This window comes from Brevibacterium sp., from assembly GCF_052105255.1.
GTDB lineage: Bacteria > Actinomycetota > Actinomycetes > Actinomycetales > Brevibacteriaceae > Brevibacterium > Brevibacterium linens_B.
On sequence record NZ_JBQDYQ010000007.1, the window covers coordinates 39,946 to 63,659 of the forward strand.

The 23,714-nt window shown below is 65.1% G+C and carries 21 protein-coding genes and 1 riboswitch; of the genes, 13 read left to right on the plus strand and 8 right to left on the minus strand.

Annotated elements, in window-relative coordinates; all coding sequences use genetic code 11:
* Window positions 1–42 precede the first annotated feature (42 nt).
* The 3 genes from ACTIIH_RS03955 to ACTIIH_RS03965 are packed head-to-tail and all read right to left on the minus strand — an operon-like array spanning window position 43 to window position 4,677.
* Complete coding sequence (locus tag ACTIIH_RS03955; protein WP_441090609.1) at window positions 43–1,140, minus strand: restriction endonuclease subunit S; 1,098 nt, start codon at window positions 1,138–1,140, stop codon at window positions 43–45.
* Window positions 1,137–2,735, minus strand: a complete 1,599-nt coding sequence (locus tag ACTIIH_RS03960; protein WP_441450590.1) for a type I restriction-modification system subunit M — start codon at window positions 2,733–2,735, stop codon at window positions 1,137–1,139. Before ACTIIH_RS03960 ends, ACTIIH_RS03955 begins: the two co-directional genes overlap by 4 nt.
* Window position 2,736: 1 nt before the next feature.
* On the minus strand, window positions 2,737–4,677 hold the full coding sequence (locus ACTIIH_RS03965) for a hypothetical protein (RefSeq protein ID WP_441450591.1): 1,941 nt from the start codon (window positions 4,675–4,677) through the stop codon (window positions 2,737–2,739).
* 201 nt (window positions 4,678–4,878) lie between these two features.
* Here ACTIIH_RS03965 and ACTIIH_RS03970 point away from each other — a divergent pair, with 201 nt between their 5' ends.
* The 4 genes from ACTIIH_RS03970 to ACTIIH_RS03985 all read left to right on the plus strand — a co-directional run bounded on the left by ACTIIH_RS03970 (window position 4,879) and on the right by ACTIIH_RS03985 (window position 8,410).
* Window positions 4,879–5,406 carry a hypothetical protein gene (locus tag ACTIIH_RS03970; RefSeq protein ID WP_441450593.1) on the plus strand — a complete coding sequence of 176 codons (528 nt, stop codon included), beginning with the start codon at window positions 4,879–4,881 and terminating at the stop codon, window positions 5,404–5,406.
* 158 nt (window positions 5,407–5,564) lie between these two features.
* A complete protein-coding gene (locus ACTIIH_RS03975; protein ID WP_441450595.1) occupies window positions 5,565–6,638 on the plus strand; it encodes an NINE protein in 1,074 nt (357 codons plus the stop codon).
* 63 nt (window positions 6,639–6,701) lie between these two features.
* Entirely contained in the window at window positions 6,702–7,661 is a 960-nt protein-coding gene (locus ACTIIH_RS03980; RefSeq protein WP_441450597.1) for a hypothetical protein, read from the plus strand.
* An 82-nt stretch (window positions 7,662–7,743) separates the two neighbouring features.
* Window positions 7,744–7,854, plus strand: a riboswitch (SAM riboswitch).
* A gap of 43 nt (window positions 7,855–7,897) precedes the next feature.
* Window positions 7,898–8,410 carry a hypothetical protein gene (locus ACTIIH_RS03985; RefSeq protein ID WP_441450598.1) on the plus strand — a complete coding sequence of 171 codons (513 nt, stop codon included), beginning with the start codon at window positions 7,898–7,900 and terminating at the stop codon, window positions 8,408–8,410.
* A gap of 83 nt (window positions 8,411–8,493) precedes the next feature.
* Here ACTIIH_RS03985 and ACTIIH_RS03990 read toward each other — a convergent pair whose 3' ends face one another.
* Entirely contained in the window at window positions 8,494–9,162 is a 669-nt protein-coding gene (locus tag ACTIIH_RS03990; protein WP_441090602.1) for a metal-dependent transcriptional regulator, read from the minus strand.
* Window positions 9,163–9,295: 133 nt separating this feature from the next.
* Here ACTIIH_RS03990 and ACTIIH_RS03995 point away from each other — a divergent pair, with 133 nt between their 5' ends.
* The 4 genes from ACTIIH_RS03995 (at window position 9,296) to ACTIIH_RS04010 (ending at window position 14,530) form a co-directional block, all read left to right on the plus strand.
* Window positions 9,296–9,844: a hypothetical protein gene (locus ACTIIH_RS03995; protein ID WP_441450600.1), complete on the plus strand. Its 549-nt coding sequence runs from the start codon at window positions 9,296–9,298 to the stop codon at window positions 9,842–9,844.
* Window positions 9,845–10,028: 184 nt separating this feature from the next.
* Window positions 10,029–12,287, plus strand: a complete 2,259-nt coding sequence (betT, locus tag ACTIIH_RS04000) for a choline BCCT transporter BetT (RefSeq protein WP_441450602.1) — start codon at window positions 10,029–10,031, stop codon at window positions 12,285–12,287.
* Between the two features lie 359 nt (window positions 12,288–12,646).
* Window positions 12,647–12,997 carry a hypothetical protein gene (locus ACTIIH_RS04005; protein ID WP_441450604.1) on the plus strand — a complete coding sequence of 117 codons (351 nt, stop codon included), beginning with the start codon at window positions 12,647–12,649 and terminating at the stop codon, window positions 12,995–12,997.
* Between the two features lie 3 nt (window positions 12,998–13,000).
* Window positions 13,001–14,530: a lipase maturation factor family protein gene (locus ACTIIH_RS04010; protein ID WP_441450605.1), complete on the plus strand. Its 1,530-nt coding sequence runs from the start codon at window positions 13,001–13,003 to the stop codon at window positions 14,528–14,530.
* A 113-nt stretch (window positions 14,531–14,643) separates the two neighbouring features.
* Here the strand turns inward: ACTIIH_RS04010 and ACTIIH_RS04015 are convergent, their stop codons facing one another.
* On the minus strand, window positions 14,644–15,930 hold the full coding sequence (locus tag ACTIIH_RS04015; protein WP_441450607.1) for an Nramp family divalent metal transporter: 1,287 nt from the start codon (window positions 15,928–15,930) through the stop codon (window positions 14,644–14,646).
* Window positions 15,931–16,000: 70 nt separating this feature from the next.
* Here ACTIIH_RS04015 and ACTIIH_RS04020 point away from each other — a divergent pair, with 70 nt between their 5' ends.
* From ACTIIH_RS04020 to ACTIIH_RS04040, 5 genes are all read left to right on the plus strand, one after another.
* Window positions 16,001–16,654 carry a TetR/AcrR family transcriptional regulator gene (locus ACTIIH_RS04020; protein WP_441450609.1) on the plus strand — a complete coding sequence of 218 codons (654 nt, stop codon included), beginning with the start codon at window positions 16,001–16,003 and terminating at the stop codon, window positions 16,652–16,654.
* Complete coding sequence (locus ACTIIH_RS04025) at window positions 16,651–17,007, plus strand: DoxX family protein (RefSeq protein ID WP_441450611.1); 357 nt, start codon at window positions 16,651–16,653, stop codon at window positions 17,005–17,007. Before ACTIIH_RS04020 ends, ACTIIH_RS04025 begins: the two co-directional genes overlap by 4 nt.
* A gap of 168 nt (window positions 17,008–17,175) precedes the next feature.
* A complete protein-coding gene (locus tag ACTIIH_RS04030; RefSeq protein WP_441450612.1) occupies window positions 17,176–17,991 on the plus strand; it encodes a class I SAM-dependent methyltransferase in 816 nt (271 codons plus the stop codon).
* An 88-nt stretch (window positions 17,992–18,079) separates the two neighbouring features.
* Entirely contained in the window at window positions 18,080–18,592 is a 513-nt protein-coding gene (locus ACTIIH_RS04035) for a hypothetical protein (protein ID WP_441450614.1), read from the plus strand.
* A 180-nt stretch (window positions 18,593–18,772) separates the two neighbouring features.
* Entirely contained in the window at window positions 18,773–20,005 is a 1,233-nt protein-coding gene (locus tag ACTIIH_RS04040; RefSeq protein WP_441450616.1) for a methyltransferase domain-containing protein, read from the plus strand.
* A gap of 125 nt (window positions 20,006–20,130) precedes the next feature.
* Here ACTIIH_RS04040 and ACTIIH_RS04045 read toward each other — a convergent pair whose 3' ends face one another.
* The 3 genes from ACTIIH_RS04045 to ACTIIH_RS04055 form a co-directional block, all read right to left on the minus strand.
* Entirely contained in the window at window positions 20,131–20,937 is an 807-nt protein-coding gene (locus ACTIIH_RS04045; protein ID WP_101554827.1) for an IclR family transcriptional regulator, read from the minus strand.
* Window positions 20,938–20,998: 61 nt separating this feature from the next.
* Entirely contained in the window at window positions 20,999–22,390 is a 1,392-nt protein-coding gene (locus ACTIIH_RS04050) for a formimidoylglutamate deiminase (RefSeq protein WP_441450618.1), read from the minus strand.
* The gene (locus ACTIIH_RS04055; RefSeq protein WP_441450620.1) at window positions 22,387–23,655 is read right to left on the minus strand and encodes an allantoate amidohydrolase; all 1,269 of its coding nucleotides are present in this window, start codon (window positions 23,653–23,655) and stop codon (window positions 22,387–22,389) included. The genes ACTIIH_RS04050 and ACTIIH_RS04055 overlap by 4 nt, the downstream gene beginning before the upstream one ends.
* Window positions 23,656–23,714 lie beyond the last annotated feature (59 nt).

Sequence of the window (23,714 nt, forward strand, 5' to 3'; positions counted from 1 at the left end):
GCTCCGAAGCCGGCTGTTCAGACGAATGCAGGTTCGACTGGCTCAGACCGCGTCGCTCACTACCGCCTCCGCATCCTTGACCGTGATCTTTCCGTTCATCAGCAGCGGGAGCAGCTCGTCGCGGGTTCGGGCGAGCTGGCGGTTCACTGCCCGGACGCAGATTTCGGTCAGACCCAAATTATCGATCATGTCGCGACCCAATGGGTCGAGCGCACGAGGATCGGGAATCTTTGCGTCGAGAATGTCCTGAGGCTTCACACGCTGATGGCTACCTGACGTCCCCGCGACCTTCCCTCTCATTTCATCGAAAAAGGCGGGAGTATTCAGGGCCGCCCAGAGAGTCGAGGTGTTCAAGCCCTGAGGAACGAGGACCACGAACTCCGTAGACGCAAGCGCTACCTGGTCGGACAACTTCGGAAGGTTCCAAATGCGCGGAATTCTCGGATTAAGCTTTGACACCAGTACACACGCCGATTCAATCGCAAATTTGTTGCTCTTGATGCTAGATGCAACTACGTTTTCGGGAGCTTCACCAGAGTCAAACGCAGGCAGACTGAAATGCTCAACTTCACCGTCCACAGTCCGAGGATTTACACTCTTCGATCCGCGTATCGAAATATCACCAACGCGAACTATTGCAGAACTCGTGCTGGCGATTGCCTTCATTGTTGACTGCATCGAGGAAAGCAAATTTTCATTGGCGGCGATTTTGTCGTCGAGGGCGCCGAGGACTTCAGCGATCGCCGCCTGCACGTCACGTGGTGGAACGTAGACAGGTATCCCGGCCAAGTAGTTGCGGTTCAATGACGGCTGGGCACTTCCGGAGTTGAAACCGACGAAATCGATTCCCTTCAACATCCAATACACCCACCGTGGGTCGTTGCCCTTGAAATCGGTGACGAACAGGCAGGTGTTCAGCGGCCAATACGGTTCTTTAACGTAGGTGGCTACGCCGATTGATGCTCCACTTCGGCCAATAGCCACGCCAGGCCCTGGGTATCGAGCAACATCATGAACGCCTGTAATTCCGGACGAACCAACTACGGGAATTTGCCCATCGGCCGCACGATGGCTTTCCGGCAAATCGTGTCCACGCTGAAGGGTCACAAGCTCCGATAAGTTTCGAGTTAGCCAACTCATCCCAAACGCTCCAACTGCTCGCGGACGACCTTTTCCAGACGGGCCGACTCATCGAAAGCGTCGATCAGCTCCCCCTTGAGCCTCGCGATCTTCTCGTCGATCGGCTCCAAATCCTCAGGCTCGGGCGCGGACCCGACATAACGGCCCGGGGTCAGCGCGTATCCGGCTTCCTTGATCTCGGCCAACGGCACTGTCCGACAGAATCCGGGCACATCTTCGTACTCTCGTCCGGCCGCCTCGGCGGATTCAGAGCCGATCCACGCATGATAGGTTCCGGCGATCTCGGCGATGTCCTCATCGGACAGCGAACGCTCTGCACGGGAGATCATGTGCCCCATATCCCGGGCATCGATGAAGAGCACCTCGCCGGCCCGGGCCCCCTTCTTCTTCGCGAAGAACCACACGCACACAGGAATACCGGTCGAGCGGAACAGCTGCGTCGGCAGCGCAAGCATGCACGAGACCAGATCCGCCTCGACGATCCGAGCACGGATATCGCCCTCACCGCCGGTGTTCGACGTCATCGACCCGTTCGCCATGACCACGCCGGCCTTGCCCTCGTCGGTGAGCTTGGACAGGATGTGTTGGATCCAACCGTAGTTCGCGTTCTTCTCCGGCGGGACACCGAAAGTCCACCGCGGGTCCTCCTCACTGCGTGCCCACACTTTGAGGTTGAACGGCGGATTGGCCAGGACATAGTCCATCGGGGTATCCGCGTGGATGTCGCGAGCGAAGGTGTCTCCCCACTTCTCGCCGAGACCCTGGACCTCGATCCCGTTGATGGCGAGGTTCATCTTCGCCATCCGCCAGGTCTCCTCGATCGACTCCTGGCCGTAGACCGCGATGTCCCTGGGGTCGCCGTTGTGGTCTTCGATGAATTTCTCCGACTGGACGAACATGCCGCCCGAGCCGCAGCACGGATCGTAGACCCGCCCCTTGAACGGTTCGAGGATCTCGACCATCGTGCGCACCACAGGTCGCGGGGTGAAGAACTCGCCGCCCCGCTTGCCCTCCGCGCGGGCGAACTCGCCGAGGAAGTATTCATAGACCTCCCCCATGAGGTCACGCGCACGGAACTCTCCCTGCCGGGAGAAGCGCGTGCTGCTGAAGAGATCGACGAGCTCACCCAGACGACGCTGATCGAGATTGTCCTTGTTGTACAGGCGCGGCAAGGTTCCCCGCAGGGACGGGTTGGCCTTCATCAGCTGATCCATCGCCTCGTCGATGAGAGCACCGATGGTCCTGCCGGCTTCGGCCCCCGAGGGCGCCTGGCCTTTGGCATTCTCAGCCAGGAAATCCCACCGCGCGGCAGAGGGAACAAGGAAGATGCCCTCACCGACGTAGGTGTCCGGGTCCTGGAGCAGCTCAGCGATGTCCTCCTCGTCGATGCCTTGCTCTTCATAGTCGGACCGCAGCACCGTCTGTTCCTCCTCGAACGCGTCCGAGACGTATTTGAGGAAGACGAGACCGAGGATCACGTCCTTGTATTGACTCGCGCTCAGCGAGCCCCGGAGGCGGTCAGCCGCCTTCCACAGAGTCGCTTTGAGTTCGCTCATCGTCGTCGGCTGTTCGACGGCGTTCTTCTTCGTGGCCATGTCACCTTCCTTGTGATGGCTGCGGCTCGAGGCTGCTGCCCATCAGTTCCATCGTCCCGGCCGCGACACCACTCAAGAGCGAATGCCCCAGCGTCTTCGCGGCACGTTCCTTCACCTGCAATTGTTGTCGATATCCGGCCAATCTCCGCATCGCGTCCTCGACCACGTCGACCTGGTCGGCAGGAATGCGGGGAATCTGCCAGTTCGCGTACTCCTTCGACTGCGCATCGTTGATGACCGCGGCCAAGGTGTGCGGACCGATCGGGGCGCCACCGGCCCTGCGCAAGATCTTGTTCGGCGAGACCACCAGCGCCCCGCCCCGGTCATCAACCCACGCTGCCGGCGGATTCGAGCAGAAGACGACGTCTCCCGGTCGGGTCCTCATGCTGCGACGCAGCGAGCTTTCGGCGACGAAGGCATCAACTCGGAACACTTCGCCACCGCCCCTGGCATCGACGACCGGCACCGCACCAGCGTCCTCCGCCAGCGATTCGTCGATCCGACTGCCGCTGTGACGGGTGACCGTCCCGTTGTCGATCATCGTTCCGAGCGAAGTCGATCCCACCACCAGCGAGGCTGGGCGGTCGGTGACATAGATGTCGAAGACCTCGGTCGCCTCGGCGGTTTCGATCGAAGCGGCGCGCACGTCGTCGATGAAGTCCTGCCGCCCGGTTGCGAAGCTCACCGCTCGGGTGCCGGGCGGAACAACGGCCTCGCCGCCGAGGATCGACCGAAGATCACGCGACCTGACATATCGGAACGCGCGAGCCGGCAGCTCGTTCGGCACGGTTCCGGCAGCCAGGGCTCCAGCCACATCGGCCGACAGATCAGACCGGTCGACCGAGACCTCGCTGAGATCGGCCACCCATGGGTGGTCGAGAGTGGCACCTCCTTTGAGCAGCCACAGTCCGCTGCTCTGTCGCGGAGCGTGTTTCCACAGACCGCGAGGCAGACGCAGCGCACAGACGAGAGGTCCGTGGTTCGCAGAACGGCTGCTTCGCAGTGATTCCGAACGGCGCTGTTCCGCGAAACCGTCGAGTCTCCCGCAGAGCAGGTCGGCAGGACCGGCCACGATCGCGTACTCATTGGGGTTGAGATCGAGGATCACCCGATCGAGTCTTTCGAGCACCTCTGTGCTCTCCAGACCGTAGACGGCGACGACTGACACCGTCGGTCGTTCGGCGTCGAGGGCCAGCCACCCGCGCAGGAGCGCCCTCCGTCGCAGGTCACGGATGTGGGGAGAGTCGGTGGTCACGTGCGAGGCCAAACCGTCCACCGTCTCCGCCACAGCGAGGAGGTCAACGTCCTCACACTCGAGAACGAGTTCCCCCGCCGCCGAGGATCCCAGCTCATCGGAGGCAGACTCGCCGTCAGCGGCGACTCCCTCGACGACGGAGGCGATGACATCCACGAGTCCGGCATCGAAACCTCGTCGTTCCTGGCTCCGGCTCAATCGCCCGGATTCCAACCGGTCCAGGGCATCGGCGGCACCGAACGACGCGGCATAGAGGTCGTCGACGTAGTCCAGCGTGGCAGCAGCGAACTCGGTGTCGATGACCTCGCTGAGGAGAAATCGATCAGCAGGATCGAGGGAGGCGGCGATCTCGACGAGCATCGACTCACCGAGGTTGCTGAGATCGTCCTCGGCATTGTCCCTCAGACACAGAAGAACCAGCGCCTGGTCGATCGACACCCCAGTGGGAATGCCGGCGGCCGGAGCATCTTCGACGAACTCCGCATTATTGCCGCGGCCCGTGTGCCGCAGCCATTCGACGACAGCCTCGGCACGGAAGAGTTCACGCCCGTCCGGGCCTTCGGTCCCCTCCGGGAAGGGGATTTCGCGACCTCTGACCGTGGTGCGTCTGCGCCATTGGGACACTGCCGGCCGGGAGACACCTGCCAAGTCGGCAATGTCCTGCATCGACATCATTGCGTCGCTCACTGTGCCTCCCGTTGCACTCGCGGTTTCCGTTGTGCCTCGATCCTAGGCGACTCTGCACAAGTTCTTATATGCATTCACTGTTAACCCCACTTAACGGCGTATTCGTTGCTCCAGTGCATCCGGATGTCGTGAACTGAGTTCTCAACGACCGGCCGAACCATGCTGGTCGATGCACCCCGACCAGCGATAGGACGGCCCCGAATGAACTCGTTCCCACATCCGCCTCCGCACCATGACGGCGGACATCAACACCCACAGCCCTACAGCGCCCCATCCTCCCCAGCGCCTCTGACACCGCAGCGGTCCACCAAGCACATCTGGTTCGGGCTCGGCGGTCTGGCGATCGGGCTGCTCCTCGGAGCGGGAACGGTCGGGGGAATCGTCGGGGTCAGTTCTCTTGCCGAGGCCGACGCTCAGGCGGCTCAGGCAGAACTCATGGCCGACGGCTACGAGACATGCTCGCTCGGCTCGGTCGACGGAGCGACACTCAGCGCCGACAGGTTGAGCGTCGACTTCGACGGTGCCGGGATGTACTTCGGCCCAGATCTTGCCGACGTGTACTGCCTCGGCGACGTACTGGGCATGCCCGACTCTGTGAGCTCCCGGATGGGGCAGACACGGGCGCTCGACGGAACACAGACCGCGGATTGGGACTCGTTCTCAGTGTCGTGGAACTACCACCCCGATGACGGACTCGGTGCGATCTTCGAGTACGTCCCGGATTCGTGACCCTTCGCGAACAGTCCACCTGACTGCCCGCTGCCCGCCGCCGGTCGGTGGCCTGCACGCCGCTCGCCGGTCGGCGCATCGCGCACGGCCAGCCGAGGCGCCCCAACCGCCCATCACCGCCATTCACATCACACCGCTATACACACCAAAGGAGAATCATGTCCCACAACCCACACGAACAGACCACCCGATTCGCCACTTCGAACAACAACCTGCCGCAGGAATCAGCCAAAAGCTTCGTCCTGACCTGGCTCTTTGCGTGGTTCCTCGGCTTCTTCGGAGTCGACCGCTTCTACCTCGGCAAGGTCGGCACCGGCATTCTCAAACTGGTGACGCTCGCGGGATTCGGCATCTGGTGGCTGGTCGACGTCATCGTCGTCCTCGCCGGCAAGGCGACTGACAAGTCCAGGAGACCCCTAGCAGGATACCGGCAGCATCGCACTGTGGCGTTCGCGGTCACTGCCGGCTTCGTTGCAGTCGGCATCGTCGGGAGCAGCATTGCCGGATCCAGCGGTGCCGAAGACGTCTCCGGGCCGGCCGTCGCGGAAGACCAGCGTTCCGAGGAGACGTCGCCCAGTAAGGACACGCCGGCGCAAGAGTCACCTGCGGAAGAGGCGCCTGAAACCGCAGAGCCGGCGGTCGAGGAGCCCACGACAGAGTCCCCGGCAGACGAAGTCGACGCCGCATCCTGGGCAGACGATAAGTACGGAGCATTCACCACCGTCAGCGAAAACGGAACCGGCGACTCGATCATCACGCTTCCTTCCGACGCGACCGCAGGGCTCGTCACTGCGAACAATACGGGCAGCGGCAACTTCGTCCTTGACGTCCTCGACGACTCCAACCAGTCGACCGGAGACCTCCTCGTCAATGAAATCGGTTCCTACGAAGGCACAACGGCCTATGGAATCAACTCCTTCGGAGAGTCTTCTTCTCTCCAGATCACGTCCGACGGCAATTGGGACATCACGATCGAACCGATCTCCGCAGCACCGGAACTCGAACCGACCGGCTCAGGAGACGCGACGTTCCTCTACACCGGAGCGCCGACTCAGCTGACAGCCACCCATAACGGCGACTCGAACTTCGTCGTCTACGAAGATACCGACGAGTTCTCCATGGGGCTGCTCATCAACGAGATCGGCACGTACGAAGGCACTGTCCCCTTGTCGGCAGGTCCATCGTTCATCACCGTCAACGCCGATGGCGAGTGGAGTCTGACGACCGACTGATCCGCAGCCGGCGAACAGGGCCGCCACCGGCGGTCGGCGGCCAAGTACAAGAAAGGGATCGATATGCTCACCGCACTGTCGGACATCGCCATCAGCACCATTTCAGCAGTCCTCGGCGCACTCATCGTCGCGGCCATCCCGATCGGGACCCGCCCTTCACTGTGGACGGGAAGCAGCCGGACCTCGGTGAGGAACAGCAATGGTCAGCAGGTCTATGCCCCCAACAGCACCGGCCCGATCAATCCGACACAGCACAATGTGGTTCTGACGACCCACCAGACGATCCACCAGAACATCCAGTCCTCTGCGACGTCCACCGGCACGACGCAGACGGCCCCGGACAATCGCCCGTGGGCCGTGGTGCTCGGTCTCGCCATGTTCACTCTCACCGCGGTCTACAGCCGTGGGTACGAGGCAGCCGTCGGATTCGCCATCGGAGTCAGCATTGCGCTGGCGGCGATCCTCGTCGTCCTCATCTACCGCACGTACAAGGCAGAACTCTTCGCGGCCCAGTCTCTGGCGGCCAGCGCACGGATCCTCAGCGGCATCGTGCTTCTGCTCGCGGCATCGTGGTCAGCGCTGGGCAGAACATGGGGCGGATACTCCATGGCCGATGTGAGAACCCACCTGGAAGAACTGACCGAGCCGACGGCACTCGACGCGGGCGTCGTCCCATGGGCCGGATCGCGAACAACTGTTCCTGCGTTCAAGATGTTCTTCTCAGAACCACAGTTGGCGCTGGTCGGGACATTTGCGCTCGGCGCGATGATCTTCGCACTGATTTGGGCATGGTCGGCAGTATCGACAGCCTTCGCGTGGAGTTCGTATCTCGGATTTCAGCACGGTGCGACGACAAAGAAGCGCGTCATCGCACGAGCGTCGGAGTTCGAAGCACTCGATACCCGCTTCGCCTGGTCGTCGCTGGGGGTCACGGTACTCTTCGCCACAGTGATCTTCGGCTTTCCCTGGTTGATGACGATGTCGTTCACCGGTGAGCTCTCTCAGTGGCTCTTCGGCCAGTGAGGACCGAGGAGACCCTGCACAGCCGCAGATCGGGCTCAGCCTCCGCTGCCTGTGTCAGACTCCCCCGCTACACTGAAATCACGTTCGCGAGTTGTGGCCATCGGTACCTGGCCGGCCACACGGCAACCCGTCATCGACCGGGTGCCCCAGGGGAAGAACGGGCCCGGGCAGCCAGCCTGGGCAAGCTTCGATCCGGGTCAGCGCTGCCGAAGCGCGCCCGAGAAGGACGGTGTGCCATGTCCGCAGACTTCGACAACGACTCCGCCGATTCCCACAACGACGCCGAGAACCGTCGCAGGGCCGCTGAACAGTGGCCGGGTTTCGACCCCGACGAGGCCCTGCACTGGTCGAAGGTGCTCCTCCACCACTCCCCCGACCCGCAGCGTGCCGGCATCAAAGCCCAGATGAGCTCGGCGCTCAAACGGGGCATTCCGATTGCCGGACCGGGTTGGGTGAGCACGGCCGATGCCGCGCGCAGTGATGGCTTCACACCGGTGCTCTATCAGACCCTGTTCGAAACGCTGCGAACCATTCCCAAGACGGCATTCCGGTCCCACCCGTGGCATCGACGCAACACGCACGGAACCTACCTGCCCGGCACCCCGTATGAATCAGAGCTCTGGGGCGACTGGCCGAAGCTCTTCCTCTCCGAAGGCTTCGACGCCCACGCAGCCACAGCGCTGACCCTGCTGCGTGCCGAACCGAAGTTCCCCCGCCCGCGCACACGCGGCGAAGGCGAGAGTGCCTGACTCAGCGCGGCGAAGGCGAGAGTGCCTGACCCCGCACAGCGAAGGCGAGAGCCCGGTCCCGCCCGTCACCCCCGGTCCGCCCGTCACCTCGCCGCGGCCGCCTCCAGATACACGGCCGCGGCGAGCGCGGCAGCGATCGTCTCCCGCCTCCCGCCGATGTCCACGGTTACCGCGTCATCGGTGCGATCGACGACGTCGAGCGCGACATCGGGAAGCACACCCGCCTCGGCGAGCTTGCCGAGAACAACAGGATCGGCGTCGGAGACCCTCAGCACCGCATAGGACCCGGCAGCCGCCTCGGCGAGGAGGGTCGGAGTATGGGAATCGACGGCACCATCGGCACCCGGGATAGGGTCGCCGTGCGGGTCAGACGTCGGGTGGCCGAGGAATGCGTCGATGCGGTCGATGAGCCGATCCGAGGCGGCATGCTCGAGGATCTCGGCCTCGTCGTGGACCTCGTCCCAGCCGTACCCGAGCGACTTCACGAGGAACGTCTCGATGAGCCGGTGCCTGCGCACCATCGACAGGGCGATCGCCTCGCCCTGCTCGGTGAGCACGGGCGGACGGTAGGGCACGCGAGTGATGAGACCGAGTTCGTCGAGTCGTTTGAGCACCTCGGTGACATTGGCCTTCGTCGTTCCGAATCGGTTCGCAAGCTCGGTGGCCGTCATCGGGTCCCCGCCCCATTCCTGGGCCGACCAGATGGCCTTGAGGTAGTCCTGACTGACCTCGGAGACTTCACCTGCACGCATGCGCCCAGTATTCCATGGACGCGTCGCACCGGCTCCGGCACTTCACCCGAAGTGAGCGATCGGGCACAGATGTTCCCAAACGATTACGACCGACCCACCCCATCGCCGAGGCGGCCCTGCCAGAATCACATTCATGACCTCCCATTCCGTCCCCTCCGACTCGGTTCACCCAGCCGACGACGCCGACCGACCGGAGTCGGTGCGCCCCGCCGTCCCCGACGGCCCCTCACTCGCAGAGGGCGGCTGGTTCCCGTTCCGTGCGTTCCGCCGCTGGGCGAGGACCCGCAGAACGGAGTCTCGCCCAGCAGCCCAGCGGGGGTCCACCGCCCCGGACAGCCCGCGACTACGATCAGAGCGGTTCAATGCACGCGGCCTGTTCCGCCCCTGCGAGATCGAATACGCGCGGCTGCGGAGCCTGCCGCCGTTCGACGCCGATCTGCTCATCCTCACCAACGTGCGGATCATGCGGGTGCGCACCGACGCTCAGGGTTCCATCGCCCAACTCTCGGAAGCGACGCCTCGGCAGGCAGCTGACGTCCGTGCCGAAGAATCCCGTGGACGGGCGACCGTGACCGTCGAGCTGCACGTCGGATCGTCGATGCGGTTGGAGGAGACCACCCCCGCCGAGGCGCAGCGCTTCGTCGACACCTTCACCGAGGTGGCCGCCCGCTCACGGACTTGAGCGCCGTCTCCCGAACCTGAGCAGCCCCGTTCCCCGCCCGCTCACGGGCCTGATCCTGGTATCCCTGCCCCTTGGTCTGCTTCCTGAGAAGAGGGGGTGCTGAATTTGTGAGAAACCTCCACTCGTAGAATGGATCGGGCCCATTTTCGGGCCCAGTCCCTTTTCGTCTACCGGAGGTCGATGCGTGCAGGATCCGAACGAAGAGAAGTTGAAGCGCCCAGTCGTCGAACGTGAGCGATTCGGCGGCACCGACCGGGCGAGAAGAACCGGCAGGGACATCGACCCCGAGAAGCGCGCTCCGATCGACAGCACGGAGATGAGCAAAGGCCCTGAGGAGCTCTCCGACGAACGCGGCTCCCGGGTCAACTGGCGAGTCTTCATCGTCGCCTCCCTCATCATCCTCGCGTTCTCCGTGTGGGCGATGGCCATGCCGGCTGCGGCGCAGTCGACGATGAAGACCGTTGTCGACTGGATCGCGGAGAACCTCGGCTGGTTCTATGTCGTCACCGTCACCGCGGTCATCGGCTTCGTCCTCTGGGTCGCACTGTCGAAGGAAGGTTCGGTCCGCCTGGGCCCCGACCACTCCCGCCCGCAGTACAACCTCTTCACCTGGGTCGCCATGCTCTTCGCCGCGGGCGTGGGCATCGACATGCTCTTCTACTCGGTGACCGGACCGATCACCCAGTACCTCAACCCCGTCAACGCCTCGCCCGAATCGGCGGCGGCCGCCCAGGATGCCGTGGTGTGGACGATGTTCCACTACGGCATCGCCGGTTGGTCGATGTATTCGCTGCTGGGCATGGCGATGGGGTACTTCGCCTACCGCTGGGGCATGCCCCTGTCGATCCGCGCGGTCCTCTACCCGCTGCTGGGCAAGCGCGTGCGCGGAACCACCGGTGACGTCATCGACATCTTCGCCCTCGTCGGCACCGTCTTCGGAGTGGCCACCTCGATGGGCATCGGCGTCGTCCTGCTCAACGTCGGATTCGCCACCCTCTTCGGCCTCGAACAGGGCCTGGCCCTGCAGATCGCGCTGGTCATCGTGGCCGTGGTCATGACTGTCGCCGCCTGCACCTCGGGCGTGGACAAGGGCATCCGACTCGTCTCGGAGCTCAACCTCTGGTCGTGCGCGGCGATGATGCTCTACATCCTCGTCACCGGCAAGACGGCCTTCCTGCTCAACGCCATGGTCGAGAACATCGGCCGGTTCATCTTCACCCTTCCCGAACGCACTCTGTCGACGTTCGCCTACGTCGACGGCGGTTCCGAGTGGATGGGCGGCTGGACCCTGTTCTTCTGGGCCTTCTGGCTCGCCTGGGGTCCGTTCGTCGGTCTGTTCCTGGCGCGCATCTCCCGCGGCCGCACCCTGCGTGAGTTCGTCATCGCCGCGATCACCGCGCCCGTCCTCTGTGACTTCATCATCGTCACGATCTTCGGCAACTCCGCCCTGTCCGAGGTGTTCAACGGCAACGACGAGTTCGCACAGACAGCCATCGCCTCCCCGGAACAGGGCTGGTACGACCTGCTCGAGATGTTCCCGGGGGCGACGTTCCTCATCGGGCTGGCCACGCTGTCGGGTCTGCTGTTCTACCTCACGAGCGCGAACTCCGGTGCCATGGTGATGTCGAACTTCTCCTCCTCGATCCCCAATCCGGAAGAGGACGGCAAGAAGTGGCTGCGCATCTTCTGGGCGCTGGTGACCGCAGTGCTCACGATCGCCATGCTCGTCGCCGGCGGTGTGACGACGATGGAGTACGCGACCCTGATCTTCGCTCTGCCGGTGACGATCATCGCCTACCTGGTCATGGCCTCGTTCTCGAAGGTGCTGCGCATGGAGCGCGCCGAGCGTGAGGGACGGATCCGTCGTCGCCGCGCCACTGCCGCTCACGGCGGGCGTGCCCCGGAGAAGACCTGGCGTCAGCGTTTGGCGACTCTGCGGTCCTATCCGACGAAGAAGTCCGTCGAACGCTTCGTCGCCGAGGTGGTCGGACCGTCCCTGGATGCCGTGGCCACGGAGTTCCGCGAACTCGGCTACACCGTCGAGCACCTCCAGACCCTCGACGAGGACACCGGCATCACGACGAACACGCTCAATGTCGACATGGGCGAGCAGCGCGACTTCCACTATGAGGCTGCGGCCGTCGAAGCGAATGTGCCGTCGTTCGGTGCCCGCAACGCCCCGCGCGGCGACGACAAATACCTGCGCATCGAGGTCTTCACGCAGACCGGTTCGGAAGGCTACGACCTCATGGGCTTGAGCTCGCAGCAGATCATCGACGACGTGCTCGACCGGTACGAGAACCACCTGTCGTTCCTCGCCTATTCGCACGAGCACTCCTACCAGTCGGTCGTCACCCCTCCCACACCGCCGACCACGGATTCGATTCCGGCGGTGCCCACCTCGGCGGGTGAGGTCGAGGAGCTCGAAGAGCCGAAGCACTGAACCATGCCCCGCGCCGAGGCGGCCGTGCCCACCCGTGCACAACCGCCTCGGTGACGGGGTGGGCGCAGAAGGAGCGGTGACCGATACGGTCACCGCTCCTTCTGCATTCATTCCGACGCAACGGATCCGAAACATCTTCGCGCCCCATGCTCGCTGCGTTCCTGCCAGGATAGAGGTATGAATAGGGACAGACACTCCCGAAGCAGTGCGCTCGTGTTCGGGATCGGGTTCGCCGTCTTCGCCTCGATCGCCTCATCACCACGGTCGCCCTCATCCCGGCCCGCCTGTTCGCCGTTGCCCGAGCGCTCGTCACCAGCCGGATCGATGCGGCCCACGAGGCTCGAATGCAGTCTCTGCTGATGACGCTCGCCCCGGGCGAGAACCTCATGCTCCACTTCGCCGACAGAGAGAACCCGGCCGGACAGATTCTCGCCGCCACGAACCAGCGACTCCTCCTGGCCGCACCTGCCGGCCCCGGAGCCGGATCCGCCCGACCGGGACAAACACGCATTCTCGACCAGGCTCACCCCGGACAGCTGCGCGGCGCCAGCACTGAGTTCCGGCCGGCCGGGCACACCACCTCGGTGCATTTCAGAGGCCGCCCTGACATGGAGCTCGTCGGCGGAGACCCGACGGCCGCAGACAAGTTCGCCGAAGCACTGACCTCTCTGGCCACGACCGGACATCTTCCGCAGGAGGAGGATACTTAAGCCATGGACCTCAGCCAGGTGGTCGCTCTGCTCACCGCTGGCGACTACACGATCTCCCGCGAGATCATCCAACGCGGTATCGCGCTGCTCTTCCTCATCGCCTTCGCTTCCGCGTTCAACCAGTTCCCGGCACTGCTGGGCGAACGGGGACTCACCCCTGCTCCACGATTCATCGCTCTGACCTCGGCCCGACAGGCGCCGACGATCTTCCGCTGGAAGCGGTTTGTGTATTCGGACCGACGGCTGCGCTTGGTCTGCGTGGCCGGAATGGTTCTGGCCGCCTCGGCGATCATCGGGCTGCCCCAGGCCGGTCCCGCATGGGTGCCGATCCCGGTGTTCTTAGGCATGTGGGCGCTGTACTTCTCGATCGTGTCGATCGGGCAGCGCTTCTACGGCTTCGGCTGGGAATCGCTGCTGCTCGAGGCCGGATTCCTCGTCGGCTTCCTCGGCTCCCACGAGGTGGCCCCGACGTGGGCGATGATCCTGCTGCTGCGCTGGTTCGTCATCCGCGTCGAATTCGGAGCCGGAATGATCAAGATGCGCGGGGACTCAGCCTGGCGCGACCTCACCGCCATGGACTACCACCATCAGACCCAGCCGATGCCGAACCCGCTCTCCCGCCGCGCGCACCTCATGCCCGGCTGGTGGCACAAGGGCGAGACCCTGGGCAGCCATATCGTCCAGCTCGCCGCGCCGTGGCTTCTGTTCATGCCCCAGCCGATCGCGTCGTTCGCCGCCGTGGCCATCATCATCACCCAACTCGCGCTCGTCATCAGCGGCAACTATGCGTGGCTGAACTGGGCAACGATCCTGCTCGCCTGCTCGGGCATCAGCGATACGTTCTTCCGCTGGATCGTCGGCGGCCCGTTCCCAGACTGGGGATGGAATTCCGTCGTCGGAATATTCACCGATCCCACCACCGAGGCGGCCGGTTCGTCGGTGGGCGCCGATCCCTCTCAGCCGATGCCCGTGTGGTGGCTGATCATCGTCCTCGTGTTCGTCGCGTGGCAGGCCTGGCTGAACGTGCCGGCGCTGCGCAATCTCTTCTCTTCTGGTCAGCTGATGAACGCGAGCTTCAATCGGCTCGGGCTCGGCAATGCCTATGGCGCTTTCGGATCGATGACCGAGACCCGCAACGAGATCATCATCGAAGGGTGGGACGGCGAGCGCTGGCGCGAGTATCGGTTCAAAGGCAAGCCCGGTGACGTTCTTCGTCGCGGGCCGGTCGTCGCGCCCTATCATCTGCGCCTCGATTGGCTCATGTGGTTCGCCGCTCTCGGTGACTACCGGCAAACGTGGTTCGCCGAGCTGCTGCGCGCGATCGGCTCCGGCGATGCTCAGATCCGCCGCCTCATGGGCCCCGATCCCTTCGACGGTGCCGCGCCTGAGCTCGTCCGCGTCCGCGTCTTCACCTACCGCTATGCCACCCGCGCCGAACGCCGTGAGGCCGCCGCTGCCGGAGAACCGAAGCCGTGGTGGGTGCGCTCGGACCCGCGCGTCCTCGTCCGGCCGATAGACCTGCGTCAGGGCTGAGTCCGCCCGGGAACGCGTGACCGTCACCCCCGACTGAACCGACCGACGATGTCCGCTTCCCAGGGAATCACCGCAGGGATTCTTCCCCGACCGACGACCCGCCTCGGCGACGGTCAGTCCAGACCGAGGGCGAGCAGGACGATGAGAACGACGTTGAGGGCGATGATGAGCGCCGAGGCGGCCGCGGCGATGACCGTGATCCACCGGGAGTTCGCGAATTCGCCCATCACCCGGCGGCTGCTCGTGAGCCTGACCAGGGGAATCATCGCAAATGGGATGCCGAGGCTGAGCACGACCTGGCTGAGCACGAGCGCCCAGGTCGGGTCGACGCCGATGGCGAGGACGATGAGCGCCGGGATCATCGTGAACGCGCGCTGCCACACGATCGGAATGTGCACGCGCAGCAGACCCTGCATGATCGAGGCGCCCGCATAGGAGCCGACGGCGCTCGAGGCCAACCCCGAGGCCAGCAGTCCGATGCCGAAGAAGAGGCCGACGACCTCGCCGAGGTTGGCCGTGACGACCGCGTGCGCTCCTTCGATGGTGTCGGTGCCGGTCTGCCCGCGCAGCGCCGCGGCGGCCAGCAGCAGCATGGCGATATTCACGGACCCGGCGATGACGAGGGAGAGCACGACGTCCCAGCGGCTGGCGCGCAGCAGCTGCCCGATCGAGGTGGTCGCATTGTCCCGGTGACGGTCGACCGAGAGCGCCGAGTGGAGGTAGATCGCATGGGGCATGACGGTGGCGCCGAGCATGCTCGCGGCCAGGACCACGGAGTTCGTGCCCTCGAGCCGTGGCACGATTCCACCTGCGGCTTGCCCCCAATTCACACCCCCGACGAACAGGCCTGCTAGAAAGCCGATGGCGATGATGACCAGGAAGGCGATGATGACGAACTCGAAGGGACGCTGACCGCGGGTGGATTGGATCGACAGCAGGAACAGCGACACCACCCCGACGATGACCCCGCCGAGCAGGAGCGGCAGATCGAAGAGGATCTTCAGTGCGATCGCCCCGCCGATGACTTCGGCGAGATCGGTGGCGATGGCGACGATCTCGGCCTGCCCCCAGTATGCGAGGCGAGACCGCCTGCGAAGGCGATCACCGAGGAGGCTCGACAGCGACTGCCCGGAGACGAGTCCGAGCTTCGAGGACAGGTATTGGACGAGAACGGCGACGAGGTTCGCTGCCACGAGCACCCACACGAGCAGGTACCCGTACTCCGCACCGGCGGTGAGGTTGGCCGCGACGTTGCCCGGATCGACATACGCGATGGCCGCGACGAAAGCAGGGCCGAGGAGGACTGCAGTGGAGATCTTCTTCCGGCCATGCTTCTTCAGTCCACGCTCGCGGGTGCGCACCGATGCTGAGGGATCGACGTTCATGAAGTTAAGGTACATTAACTTTCCTGCCGAAGACAACACGACACTTGGTCTGGAAAGTGAACACGGAAGGGCTTAAGGTTCGAGCATGGTCAGTGAACACGTTCAATCGAGGTCGGGAAAGCGCCAGAAGACCGAGGATCGGATCATCGGTGCCGCCGCCGAACTGTTCCTCAAGCATGACTTCAAGGCCACGACCATCCGGGCGATCGCCAGGGCCGCCGAGGTGTCGGTGGGCCGAGTGATGTCGGTCGGTGACAAGGACGTCATCCTCGTCCGATGCTTCGATCGGTGGATCGGGCAGCTGCAGAACGGGACGTACACACCACCAACGCGACGAGCGAGCCTGTCCCGTCGGGGAACGGACACCGGCGCGACAACGGGACCGCCCCGACCATCCTCGGCGGTGCAGCGTCACCTGCTCGAACTCTTCCTGCCCTTCCTCGAATTCTTCGCCGAACACGAGGACCTGTCCCGCGACTATGCGGCGGCGATGATGCGAGTCAAGGGCGAGCCGGAGGTGTTCAACGCTCTCGCCGTGGACCTGCAGAGTCGCCTGAGCGAGTCACTGGTCTCGATCGGGATCAATGAGGACCACGCGCGGGCCAGTGCCGCGGCACTCTACGACTCCTACCTGGGCATCCTGTTCCGGTGGGCGGCGACGACGATGAGTCTTGACGACGCCGTCGAGCCGATGCTCGCGAGCATCGTCTTCCACACGCGGGTGAGGAGCTCGCTGTGACGCTCCTGCCCGAACCGGTCAGGCCGGTCGTCGTCCTCGCGGTCATCGTCTTCGGCGACGCCCTGCTCACCTTCCGTCCCCCGCGGGCGATCGCCGCCTGCCTCGACGGCGTCGGCTTCCCGCGGGAGTGGTGGTGGGTACTCGCCGTCGTGAAGTTCCTCGCCGCGGCAGGACTGGTGACGGGGATCTGGATTCCCGGGCTCGGCGCGGCGGCCGCGGCGGGCCTCGTCGTCTACTTCCTCTGCGCCGCTGCCGCTCACCTGCGAGCGAGGTATGTCGGTCGGGATTTCTGGCTCAATTGCCTGGGAATGCTCGTCGTCTGCATCGCGGTGCTCGTGTTCTGCTTCCTCTGAATAGCCCATGCCTCAGTCCGGAGAATTCTTCGCCATATCCCGCTCCTCGATCCTGTTTTGGCCTAGAGTCGAAGTACGGCACCCGCGCCCCTGCGGCGCCCAGCCGTCCGGCAGAGTTGCAGAACTGCTCGGTGATGGTGCCGAGCCACCCGGCAGAGGAGTGTGGACATGCCCGAATATGCCGACAGCAGTCGCACGCGCGACGAGACTCCCCATGAACGCCACGAGCGATGGGCCTGGATCCATGAGACGGCGGCGATGACCGGGTGGGATTTCTCCCCACTGGCCGGCCACCTCGTCGCCGATGATCCGCCGTGGAACTTCGATCAGATCTGCCTCGATGCGATGGCCGAGTCGAGCAGATGCCTCGACATGGGAACGGGAGGCGGCGAGCGCCTCAGCGAACTCATCGATCGGCTCGACGAGGCCAGGCCTCCCGGCGAACCGTCGCCGACGATCTCCGCGGCCGAAGGGTGGGAGCCCAATGTTCCCCTGGCCGCCTCGACGCTGCAGGACTATGGCGTCGAGGTCACCCGGTACGACAGTGATCATCATCCGGAGATGCCGTGGGGCGACGGTGAGTTCGACCTCGTGATGAATCGACACGAAAGCTATGACCTCGCCGAGGTGGCCCGTGCCCTCTCCCCGGGCGGGCTGTTTCTCACCCAGCAGGTCGACGGCACGGAGGCGCAGGAGTTCCGCGATTTCTTCGGCGGCGGGGTGGGCGATCTGCGCCAACAGCTCGAACCGTGCCTCAGCGATGCCGAGAGTCAGGGCCTGTCGATCGAGGCGGCTCGCAAATGGCAGGGGACGATGCGCTTCACCGACGTCGAGGCGGTCATCGAGTACCTCGCCTACATTCCGTGGGATGTCCCCGGGTTCACCGTCAAGTCCAACCTCGATGTCCTCAGACGCTTGGCCGAGTCGAGTGAGCCGATCACGGTCACGCAGAAGAGGTTCCTCATCGTCGCCCGCAAGCCCTGACTCGCGCTGCCTGCAGGGTGGTTTTCCCGACCCCACTCTTGGGATAGCAGGGTGGGGCGCCGCCTTTCTGCGACGATAGCGTCGAAGCATGACTTCGACGGACTTCTCGTACCCCCAGCCCACCGACGATGAGCTCGCGGCACAGCAGCCCCGAGTCCCCGCCCCTCCCGTCCATCCCGTCTATGCCTCGCCGCGGCCCGACGATCTGGCTGATGCGCACAACGGCGTCAACACACGAATGGATGGCGCCGCCTCGGTGAAGTCGCCGGCGCTGGGCAAGGTGGCCGTGGCGCTCTCGATCGTCGCCATGGCCCTGAGCCTGGCCGCCTCGGTGATCTTGGGCGTGACCGTCGGGCCGTCCGAGGCCGCGTCCGGCTACTACTTCACGGACACACCGGATTGGTATCAGACCCTGGCGACCGTTCTCGTCGGAGTCCAGGGCCTGTGCACCTGCTTAGGTCTCACAGGCATCATCCTCGGCATCACGGCCGCGGTCACCGGGCGGGGCCGAACACCCGGCATCATCGCCATCGCAGTCGCTGCGATCGCCCCGTTCGTTTCATTCGGCACCTTCGTCGCCCTCGCCTTCATCGCCGCCTGATTTCCTGGCGCGCGCCTCTCCCGACTTCGCCGAAAAACGGGCTGAGCGCCGAAGAACGCGTGTGCGCATGCGTTTCTCGACACTCACCCCGTTTTTCGACGAACTGTCCGAAATTATCTACGGCTGCCGGACGATCCGGGTCAACGATTCCGGGGGCCGATCACCGACTAGAATTGCGGGATGACGACCTTGCCGCTCTCCCTCGCCTCGGCGGATCATGGGCGCCTGCATTGCGGGTATTTCGAGCGCGGGAAATGCCGTTCCTGCGCCCTCATCGAAACGCCCTACGAGCAGCAGATCACGGACAAGGAATCGTGGTGTCGGGAGACCCTCGCCGAGGCGGCTCCACGTGAATGGCTGCCAACCTTCGCCGGCGGGGTGCGGGACTTCAGGAACCGGGCGAAGCTCGCCGTCGGAGGGTCAGCCGGGCACGCCACCTTGGGCATCCTCGATCAGGAGTTCCACGGTGTCGATCTGCGTGACTGCGGGATTCAGGCCCCCGCGATCCGTGCAGTGATTCCGGTACTCGCGGAATTCCTCGATGGCACGGGACTCGAGCCCTATGATGTCGTAGCGCGCCGCGGGGAATTGAAGTTCGTCCATGTCACCGCGGCGCCGTCGGGTGAGCTGATGATCCGGTTCGTCGTCCGCACTCAGCATGGTCTCGATGTGCTGCGGTCGCGGAAGGGTCCGCTCTTCGAACTCGTCCCAGCTGCGTCCGTGGTGTCGGTGAATCTGCTGCCGGAGCACAAGGCCGTGCTCGAAGGCAGCCGCGAGGAGATGTTCCGCGGGGAATCGCTGCGGATGAATCTTGATCGGGTCGATCTGCATCTGCGGCCGCAGAGTTTCTTTCAGACGAACACCGCCGTGGCCATCGGACTGTACAACCAGGTCGCCGAATGGGTGGACTCAGTGGAGGCCAAGAACCTGTGGGATCTCTACTGCGGCGTCGGTGGATTCGCGCTCTACTGTGCAGACAGCTCCCGCCACGTCACCGGTGTCGAGATCAGCGAGCAGGCGATCGAATCCGCGAAGATCAGCGCCAGCGAGCTCGGCATCGACGCACGATTCCTCGCCGGCGATGCCACAGAGTTCGCCGAGGAGCACCTGGGTGGTGCTGGTTCCTCGCCCCTGGTCGACGTTCCCGCCTCGTGCGCTGAGGAACACCTAGCCACGGATGAACGGCCGGACTGCGTGGTCGTCAACCCCCCTCGGCGCGGGATCGGGGCCAAGCTGTCGTCTGTGCTCGAGGATTCGGGTGTCGAGCACATCGTGTATTCGAGCTGCAATCCCGTCTCCCTGGCCAAGGACCTCGCCCGGATGCCGAGCTATACCGTCGAGCGGGCGCGGATCTTCGACATGTTTCCGCACACGAAGCACCTCGAGGTCGCGGCCCTGCTGCGCCGGCAGTGAGAACGGAGGACTCACAGCGTTGGAAACTCACACCGTGTAATCCATACCCTCGGCCATGCGCACCTCGGCAAGCGTCGCCTCGGCGACGGCATTGGCCCGCTCGTTGCCGGCGGACAGGACGCGCCTCACCGCAGCTTCGCGGTCACCTCGGCGGCGGTGGCGATGACCTTCTCGGCCAGCGACGCCAATGGATCGGAGTCCACCCCAGACCCCTGATCCAGGTCCTTCCCCGCGCCCTTATCCGCCCCCGTTCCCGCGGCCTTCACGCTGTCGGACACTGACAGTCCGACGGCGGCGATCGGGCGTCCCAGCACATCGAACACCGGTGCCGCGATCGTCGAGATGCCCGGCGTCACCTCTCCATGTTCGATCGCCCAGCCGACTCGCCTCTCCTGGGCGAGCACGGCGTTGAGGGCCTTGACCGAGGTCGGGCCCTTACCGGTGCGGGTGACGAATCCGGTCTCGGACTGCAACATCGCGAGCACCTCGGACTTCGGCAGCTGCGCGAGGATCGCCCGCCCCGTCGCGGTGAGGTAGCTGGGCATGCGCACCCCGGTGGCGGTGATGACGGCAACCGACTTCAGCGACTGCTCCTTGAGCACGTACTCGGTCTCCCAACCGCGGATGATCGCGAGCTGTGCCGTGGCGGCTGTGTCTTCGGCCAGCTGTCGCACGATCGGCTGCGCCAACCGCTGCAGCGGGTTCGTCCGCAGGTAGGACGCCCCGAGCTCGTGCACGCCGGCCCCGAGCACGTACCCGGAATCAGTGCGCGCCACGAGTCCGAGCTCCTCGAGGACGTTGAGGATGTCGTAGGCGCTCGATCGCGGAATGTCGAGGGACCGGACCAGCGCGCCGGCCGTGATCGCCCGGTTCGACACCGCCATGTGCCGCAGGATCGCGATCGCCCTGCGCAGCGCGGGAACCTCAGCCACGGCGACCACTTCCGATCCCGGCAACCCCGGCGTGCCTGCCCGCAACGACCTCAGCCACGATTCAGCCTTCCATCTCCAGCGCCGCGAACGCCTGCGCGTAGAGCTCGGAGATGTCCCCGAGTTCGGCGTGCACGCCGTCGCGCACGCGCACTCGACCGCCGCTGACGGTCACGGACACGTCCGCCGAGGTGGCCGTGAGGATGATCTGTTCGTCCAGTGATCCCATGGTGCGCATGCTGTCGGTGCGCAGGGCGACGAAATCGCACGCCTTCCCGACCTCGAGCGCGCCGACGGGCAGGTCGAGGCTGCGTGCCCCTCCTTCGGTGAGTGCCGTGATGAGTTCGGTCGGTGAGAATCGGCCGCGCTGACCGGAGCGCAGGCGTTCGCCGGCTTCGAGCCCTTGGGTCTCGCGCAGGGCGTCGAGGACGACGTGCTGGTCGGAGCCGAGCGAGATCACAGCTCCGGCGTCGGCGAGTTCCCGGGCCGGTCCGATGCCGTCAGCGAGGTCCGCCTCGGTGCACGGGCACATGACGATCGTCGACCGGGAGCCGCCGAGGATCGCGATGTCCTCCTCGCTCAGGTGGGTAGCGTGGACGGCCGAGAGCCGGTCGGTGACGACTCCGGAACGTCCGAGCACCTCGGTGGGACTGGCTCCGTACGCACTCTGGCAGGCCTCGTTCTCCGCGGGCTGTTCGGACAGGTGCACGTGCACGGGCCCGGTGAGTTCGGCGAACCTCGGCAGGTTCGCGGCCGGGACTGCGCGGATCGAGTGGATGGCCGCGCCGACGTGGACGAAGCTCTCACCTGGAGCGTTGACAGGGAACTCCTCGGCGAAAGCTTCGGTGAGTCCGGCATGACGGTCCATGTACCCGTCGATGGTGCCGTCGCCGAATCGGGACTGTTCGGCCGAGAGTTCGGCGTCGATGCCCCCGGTGAGATAGCAGGTGTCGAGCAGTCGGATGCGGATCCCCGCCGAGGCGGCCGCCCGTGCCAGCGCTCGTTCCATCGCGTGGGCGCGCAGTTCGTCATCGTTCGCGTCCCCGCGGGGACGTTCCGTGCCGTAAGGGGTTCCGTCCTGTGCATGGTGGACGTAGTGGAACTCCCCCACCGAGGTGTAGCCGCCGGCGAGCATCTCGGCGAACACGGCACGGGCCACGGTCCCGTAGGACTGGGGGTCGAGTTTCGCGGCGACGGAGTACATGACTTCGCGCCAGGTCCAGAAAGTGCCGCCGTCGCCGTGGGTGCGGCCGCGCAGCATCCGGTGGAAGGCATGGGAGTGTGCGTTGACTCCGCCGGGCAGGATGAACCCGTGCACCGCCTCGGCGTCGGACGGGGCGGTGTCGATCCCGGTTTCGACGGCGGTGAGCGTTCCGGTGTCGTCGGCGCTCAGCAGGACTCCGCGGGCGACGGCTCCGTCGACCCAGGCGGATTCGCACCAGTAACGGGTGCTCATCGTGCACCTCCGTTCGTCGGGCCTCCGACACTGCCGTCGACAACGGCGTGTTCGATGCCGAGTTCGCGGGCGAGCACGTTGACGAGCGCGTCGACCCCGGCCCTCTGGTCGTCGACCTCGCAGGCCTCTTCGGGAGCGTGAGAGACGCCGGTCGGGTTGCGGACGTAGAGCATCGCCGACGGTACGTGAGGTGCGAGGATTCCGGCATCGTGTCCGGCTCCCGAAGGCAGGAGCGGAGCGTCCGGCAGCACCGAAGTCAGGCGCGAGTTGAGGCCGGCGGTGAAGTGAGTCGTCGGAGAGTAGGACTCCTGCGAGATGGTCACCTCGACACCGGAATCAGCGCCATGGTCCTGGGCACGACGGCTGATCGCCTCGAGCACCTGCTTGACGACGGCATCGTCAGGGTGGCGGATGTCGAGCCAGAAGCTCATGGTCGAAGCGATGACGTTCGTCCCGCCGGGGTGGATGAGGGTGCGACCCACGGTCGCCACGGCGCTCGCGTCAGTGGCGGCCGCTAGGGTCGGGATGTCCCCGATCACGCGGGAGGCCGCGACCACAGGGTCGGCGCGATGGCTCATCGGAGTCGTGCCGGCGTGGTTGCCCTGACCGGAGAAGGCGAAGTGCCAGCGCCCGTGGCCGATGATCGAGGAGCCGATGGCGACGGCCTGATCGGTGCCTGCCAGACCGATGCCCTGTTCGACATGGAGTTCGATGAAGGAACCGATTCCGGCCAGCCGAGACTGGTCACGCCCGATCCGATCCGGGTCGAGGCCATAGCCACGGGCGACGTCGGCGAAGGTGTCACCGGCGGCGTCCTTGAGGCCGAGCGCGCGGTCAGCGTCGATGGCGCCGGTGAGCAGCCGCGAGCCGAGACAGGCGACGCCGAAGCGTGAGCCTTCTTCTTCGGGGAACACTGCCAGAGCGAAGGGCCGGGTGGCCTGGTCGAGCGCGCCGGAGGCCTTGAGCACATCGAAGGCCGCCAGCGCCGAGGCGACACCGAGAGGACCGTCGAACTCGCCGCCGCCGGGCACCGAGTCAAGGTGGGAACCGGTGACCACGGCATTGTCACCAGGCGGGGTGGCCCAGGCCCACGTGATTCCGTTGGCGTCGATCTCCGTGTCGAGGCCACGGCGGTCCGCCTCGGCTAGGAACCACTCACGCAGCTTCCGTTCGGTGGCCGAGAATCCGGGCCGCTGGTAGCCCGGCCCGCGGGTGTCGCGGCCGGTGTCCTCGATCTGGCTCAGCAGCGAGACGACATCGCTCATTAACAGTTCACTCCGTTCGAAATCGGTCGGGCCCGGTGATGTGTCGGTCCTGCAGTCGG